This window comes from Duganella levis (assembly GCF_009857605.1).
Lineage (GTDB): Bacteria > Pseudomonadota > Gammaproteobacteria > Burkholderiales > Burkholderiaceae_D > Rugamonas > Rugamonas levis.
Map to the genome: position 1 here is coordinate 1 of NZ_WWCT01000059.1, position 6,795 is coordinate 6,795.

At 65.7% G+C, this 6,795-nt stretch carries 3 protein-coding genes; 2 read left to right on the top strand and 1 reads right to left on the bottom strand.

Annotation, left to right across the window (positions count from 1 at the left end; genetic code table 11):
• Window positions 1-97 precede the first annotated feature (97 nt).
• Window positions 98-2,335 carry an Ig-like domain-containing protein gene (locus GTP69_RS30390; protein WP_161058362.1) on the top strand — a complete coding sequence of 746 codons (2,238 nt, stop codon included), beginning with the start codon at window positions 98-100 and terminating at the stop codon, window positions 2,333-2,335.
• A gap of 67 nt (window positions 2,336-2,402) precedes the next feature.
• Here GTP69_RS30390 and GTP69_RS30395 read toward each other — a convergent pair whose 3' ends face one another.
• Window positions 2,403-4,928, bottom strand: a complete 2,526-nt coding sequence (locus tag GTP69_RS30395) for a S9 family peptidase (RefSeq protein ID WP_161058363.1) — start codon at window positions 4,926-4,928, stop codon at window positions 2,403-2,405.
• Between the two features lie 259 nt (window positions 4,929-5,187).
• Between GTP69_RS30395 and GTP69_RS30400 the strand changes: the two genes are divergently transcribed.
• Window positions 5,188-6,795, top strand: a 1,608-nt coding sequence (locus GTP69_RS30400) for a methyl-accepting chemotaxis protein (RefSeq protein WP_161058364.1), incomplete at its 3' end; no start/stop codon positions are given.

A 6,795-nucleotide genomic window follows, 5' to 3' on the forward strand; every position in this document is an offset into this window, starting at 1 on the left:
CCGCACTGGCGGCGCCGGCGGTCCGGCTGGCGGCCACGGCGCCGTTGCTGAGCGCGCTCGACGCGCCGGCACTCCCCTCTTTCAACCAGGAGTAAACATGTTCAGAAACAAGCAGCCCCAACACTGGGCTCATCATGCCGCCAGCTGGATGCTGGCGGCCGCCTTCGCGGCGGCATTGGCCAGTTGCGGCGGTGGCGGCAGCGGCAACAGCGCCGGCTGCACCACGATCGATCCGAGCCGTCCGTCCAGCCTGCCCGGCTGCCCGGCCGTCACCACGCCGGAGGCCAGCAAGCCGACGCTGGCGCTGGCGCTGAATGATGCCAGCGGCGCCACCGCCAGTATCGCCACCGACCGCAGCGGCACGCTGGTGGCGACCGTCAAGGACGCCAACGGCCTGGCCGTGGCCAACGCCCTGGTCAGCTTCGCCACCACCGACAAGAGCGCGGTATTGACGCCCGCCACCGGCACTGCGGTCAGCGACGCCAGCGGCAAGGCCAGCATCGGCATCGCCGCCGGCACCACGGCTGGCGCCTTCAGCGCCACCGCCAGCGCCACGGTTAACGGCACGGCAGTCAGTGCCACCTTCAATTACACCGTCAGCCTGCTGCAACTGACGCTGTCGGCGCCGGTCATTTCGCCGGCCACACTGGCGGCCGGCGGCACCGCCAGCCTGACCGCCACTGTGCTCAACAGCAGCACGCCGTATGCGCCGGCCCAGGTCGTTACCTTCAGCTCGCCTTGCGTCACGGCCGGCAAGGCGCGCATCGCGTCGCCGGTCACCACCGTCAGCGGCGTCGCCACCACCTCCTACACCGACCTCGGTTGCGGCGGCGTCGACCCGGTCAGCGCCTCCTTTGTCGCCAACGGCGTCACCATCAGCAGCAGCACCAACCTGACGGTACAAGCCGCCACGGCGGGACAGCTGGTGTTCGTCTCGGCGCTGCCGCAGAACATCTCGCTGAAAGGTACCGGCGGCGCCGGCCGCCAGGAGAGCGCGACCGTCACCTTCAAGGTACTCGACCGCAACGGCAATCCGGTCTCTGGCCAGGGCGTCAGCTTCGCGCTGAACACCACCGCCGGCGGCTTGTCGCTGAACCCTGCCAGTGCCACCAGCGGCGCCGGCGGCCTGATCACCACCACGGTGGCGTCCGGGACCGTCAACACGCCGGTCCGCGTCACCGCCACGCTGCCAGGCACTTCGCTAAGCACCTTGTCCGACCAGCTGGTGGTGTCCACCGGCGTACCGGAGCAGAGTAGTTTCTCGCTGAGCGCGGTCATCAAAAACGTTGAGGGAGGCCAATATAACGGTTGCACCGCACCGACTGGCACCATCGTCACGGCGCGCCTGGCCGACCACTTCCACAATCCGGCGCCGGACGGCACCGCCGTCAGCTTCACCGCCGAGGGCGGCTCGATCGACGCCTCCTGCCTGACCGGCCTGACCAGCACCACCCTGACCGACGGCACCGTGATCACGCAAAAAGGCACGCCGGGCGAATGCACGGTACGCTTCTGCTCGGGCAATCCGCGCCAGACCGACGGCCGCGTCACCGTGCTGGCGTATGCGCTGGGCGAGGAAAGCTTCGTCGACAACAACGGCAACAACCGCTACGACGCCGGCGAACCATTTGTCGACCTCGGCGATCCGTTCCGCAATGACCGCGCCGTCACCGACGACAACGCCAACGGCATCGACGATGTCTGGACGAGCGGCAACGCCACCCGCGTCAGTGGCGAGCAATACATCGACTCCAACGGTGACGGCAGCTGGAACGCCAGCGGCGACGGCGTCTACAACGGCGTGCTGCGCGCCGTGCCGAACACGGCCATCAACAACACGGTGCACGTGCGCAAATCGATGGTGATGGTCATGTCCAACAGCACGGCCGCCATCTCGCTGCTGGAACAGTCGCCGGTCACCGGCCTGGCGCTGGCGCATTGCACCAACGGCGTCGCGTTTAGCAACGTCAGCCGTGCCTTCCACTTCGCGATCCGCGACAACAATCCGACCGTGTTCGCCAACAACCGAGTAGCGGCGCACCCAGGCGATCCATTGTGGCTGTTTGACCGTCCCGGCAATCCGCTGCCGGCAGGAAGTAACATCGTGTTTAGCACCTCGAATGGCATACTCGGCTCGGCCGCTTCAGTAACGGTGCCGAACACCAATGATGCCGACTCCAACAGCTGGATCTACACCGTGCAGTTGGTCAGCGACGCCAGCCAGGCCCCGGACACCCTGGTATGTAGCAATGCCGTTTCCAGTGGCGCGCTGACGATTACCGTGACCACGCCAAACGGCACCACCAGCAGCGCCAGCTTCCCAGTCACGGACTAAGCCGCGCTGTAGATAAAAAAAAGCCGCCAGGTTTTCACTTGGCGGCTTTTTTATTGCTCCGTTCGCGTTACTGCTTCGGCGGCGCGTCTTTTACATACTTGTCGAACCAGCGCAGCATTTCATAGATCAGCTGTTCGTTCGACTCGCGCGCGGCGTACCAGTGCGGCTCGTGCGGCAGCATCACCAGGCGGGTCACGCCGCCGTTGCCGCGGATCGCTTCAAACAACTTCACTGATTGCAGCGGCGTGGTGCCCGGGTTGGCGTCGTCGCCGCCGTGCACGATCAGCAGCGGCGTCTTCAGCTTGTCAGCGTAGAAGAAGGTCGAAGCCTTGGTGTAGACGTCCGGCGCTTCCCACACCGAGCGGCGCTCGTTCTGGAAGCCGAACGGCGTCAGCGACTTGTTGTACGAACCGCTAGTGGCGGCGCCGGCACGGAACAGGTCCGAATGCGCCAGCAGGTTGGCGGTCATCAGCGCGCCGTGGCTGTGGCCCGTCACACCGACGCGATTCGGATCGGTCACGCCCAGACGTACGGCCTCATCCACCGCAGCCTTGGCGTTGGCGACCAGCTGTTCGGTGTAGGTGTCATACGCCTTGCGCGGATCGCCGACGATCGGGAAGGCCGCGCTGTCGATGATCGCGTAGCCCGACAACAGCAGCAGACGGTACTGGCGCAGACGGGTGAAGGTAGCTTGCGAACCGGTGGTCTGGCCAGCCTTGGACGCATCCGCAAAGTCCATCGGATAAGCGTTGAGGATAGTCGGCAGCGGCGTGCCTTCCTTGTAGCCCGGCGGCGTGTACAGCGTGAACGACAGGTCGATGCCGTCGGCGCGCTTGTACTTGACCAGGCGCTTCTTGATCTGGCGCACTTGCGGTACCGGATCGACCAGGTGGGTCAGCGCCACGCTGGACGACGCGTAGCTCGGCTCACCCGCTTCGGCGGTGGTGCTGGCGCCCAAGGTGCGGACGAAGGCGTTCGGCGTGTCTTCCGGCGACTGCGACCAGGTCAGCAAACGGCCTTCGCCGGTGCCGGCAAAGCCGATGAAATGTTCATACGAGGTTTTGCTGCTGCGGAACAGGCGTTCCTTCTGCTGCGTCTTCAGGTCGAACTTGTCGAGGAACGGACGGTCGCCATCCGGCGACGAACCGGCGCCGGACAGGTACATGGTGTCGCCCTGCAGACGGATCACCGGGAAGCCGTTCGCCAGGCGGCGCAGCACCGGCTGGCCCGGATTGGCATACTTCTCGTCGCTCGACTGGTCCCAGATCAGGCGGCGCGAATTCTGCGCATCGTCGACATTGATTTGCCAGGTGCGCACCCACTTGCGGTTGACGTCGTAGTCGGTCAGCAGCGCCACGTTAGGCTGCTCACTCCACGACAGGCCGCCGAAGCGCTGTTCGGTGCGGGTCAGTTCCACCGGCGCGGCATTGAACGGCGCCTTCAGCAGCATCAGCTTGTCGCGTTCGCTAGCCTTGACGTTCGGATCGCCACCGTCGAGCGCTTCCACCCACACCAGCGTGGCGGCCTCGGTCGGACGCCAGGTGAAGTCGCGCGGACCGGTCGGCACGCCGCGGTTCGGCACGCGGTCGGCCAGCGGCAGCGCGGCGATTTCGCGCACCACCGGATTGCCGTCCTTGCCCGGACGCTGGGCCAGGTCCCACAGGTCGACCTGTTTCGGGAATCGGTCAAAGGTGGTGACGTAGGAATACGGTGGACGGATTTCGGTCACCACCACATGGCGGCCATCCGGCGCGATCGACAGGTCTTCATACAGGCCGGGCTTGCCGACCGGGGTGATCTTGCCGGTGGCGACATCGACCAGCGCCAGTTGCGAGGTGCCGTAGTAGTTGAACAGTTCTTCGTCGTGACGGTTGCGCAGCGTGTCGCGGTTTTCATAGGTGCTGCTCTGGCCTTTCTGGCCCAGCGACTCCTGGATGCCCGGACCTTCCGAGCCCGGCGCTTCGACCGGCGGCGCCTTGCGCGCGACGACCTGCTTGACCAGCAACGTCTTCTGGTCCGGCATCCAGTGCACCTGGTCGCCGAACATCTGGTTCAGGCGCACGCCCGGCAGACGGCGGATGGCGCCGCTCCTGGCGTCGCCCACCCACAGTTCCACCGCATCGGTGGTGACGTTCTCGAACACGAAGCGCTGGCCGTCGGCGCTCCACACCGGACGGCGCGGGCAGGCGTCGGCCGCAGCCGGCAGCTTGACGGCGATGCTCTTGCCGCTGTCCACCTGCACCAGATCGATGGCGCTGACGCACGGCGGGATGCCGTAGCCGCCCGGCGTATCATGCTGGCTGTGGTTGCCCGGCTCGATGCGCACCCCGGCCAGGCGCAGGAACGGCGTCGCCACCTTGGCGATCGACGGGTAGTCCTGCATGGTCACCAGCATCAGCTTGTCGCGGGTCGGGCTCAGCGACGGCAATGGCGGCGCCGCAGCGCGCATCACATCCAGAATCTCTTTCGGCGGCTGGTTGTAGATGCTGGCGGCAGCCGGCGTAGCGGCTGCTGGCGCGGCCACGGCGGCGGCGCTGAGGCCGGCGGCGAGGGCTGCGCCGACCAGCGTGCGCAACAGGTGTTGTCCCTGCATAGTATTTCTCTCCCGATTTTATGGAACTACATGAATGCATGGACAGGATCGCTGTCCGCGCATGTGGAACGGAACATTAAGCCACGAAAACATTTCCGGGGCAATAATAAATTGTTGCATGCAAGTTGCATTACTAGCGTGTTTGCTAGCTGCAAATATTTCGGAACGAGGTAGGCCGTGCCGGAAAACTTCTATACACTAAATCGTTTGTTGGCTGCTTGACCTAAAACTTTGACGTGCTCATCGGGAGGGTATCACCATGCGATTCTCCGACTTCGGCATCACCCGCAAGCTGTATCTCGGCTTCGGCGCGGTAGTGGTGATCCTGGCGCTGCTGCTGGGCACCGCCTACACCAACTTCTCGCGGCTGGCGCAGGCCAACGGCTGGAACAACCACACCCATGAAGTGATCGCCGAAACCCAGGCCATCCTGGAAAGCCTGCTGAACATGGAAACGGGCGAACGCGGCTACGCACTGACCGGCGAGGATGCCTCGATGGCGCCGCTCAAAGCCGGCCAGACGGCGTTTTCCGAACATCTCAACAAAGCCCGTTCGCTGACCGCCGACAACCCGGCGCAACAGGACCGGCTGCGCAAGCTGGAACAGGCCGAGCAGGCGTGGCACGCCGATGCGGTGGCGCCGGTGCTGGCGTTGCGCGCCAAGGCCAACGATGGCGCCAGCATCGATCCGCTGCTGCAATTCGAGCGCGAAGGTCGCGGCCGCACCGGCATGGACGCGATGCGCGCGCTGCTCAAGGAAATCAGCGGCGCAGAACAGACGCTGCTGGTACAGCGCGCGGCCGACGCCGCCTCGCTGCAAAGCCTGACCGCCAACACCATCATCATCGGCGGCCTGCTGACGGTGGCGCTGGCGGCGGTGCTGGCGTGGATACTCAGCCGCAGCATCGTCGGTCCGCTGAGCGCGGCGGTGCGGATTGCGCGCACGGTCGCCTCGGGCGATTTGCGCAGCCGGATCGAATCGCACTCGCGCGATGAAACCGGGCAGATGCTGGAGGCGCTGGGCGATATGAACCAGAGCCTGCTGAACATCGTCGGCGAGGTGCGGCGCGGCACGGATACGATCGCCACCGCCACCAGCGAAATCGCGCGCGGCAACCAGGACTTGTCGAGCCGCACCGAGCAGCAGGCCAGTTCGCTGGAAGAGACTGCATCGTCGATGGAGCAGCTGACCGGCACCGTCAAGCAGAATGCCGACAACGCACGCCAGGCCAATCAGCTGGCGGCGTCGGCCTCGCAAGTGGCCAGCAAGGGCGGTGCGGTGGTGGCGCAGGTGGTCGAGACCATGCATTCGATCAGCGCCTCGTCGCAGAACATCGTGGAGATTATTGCGGTGATCGACGGCATTGCGTTCCAGACCAATATCCTGGCGCTGAACGCGGCGGTGGAAGCGGCGCGCGCCGGCGAACAGGGGCGCGGCTTTGCGGTGGTGGCGTCGGAAGTGCGGACGCTGGCGCAACGCTCGGCGGCGGCGGCCAAGGAAATCAAGATGCTGATCGACGACTCGGTCGGCAAGGTCGATGCCGGCAGCAAGCTGGTGGAACAGGCTGGCGCGACGATGGAGGAGATTGTCGGCAGCGTGCAACGGGTGACGACCATCATGCAGGATATTGCGGCGGCCAGCGAAGAGCAGATCGCCGGCATCGAGCAGATCAACCACGCGATCAGCCAGATGGACAATGTGACACAGCAGAACGCGGCGCTGGTGGAAGAAGCAGCGGCAGCGGCGGCGTCGTTGCAGGAGCAGGCGGCCAGCCAGGCCAATGTGGTCAGCGTGTTCAAGCTCGACGACCGCGCCACGGCGATGGCGATTGCCGCCCCGCCGCCGCCCGCCCGGCTGCCCGCCGCC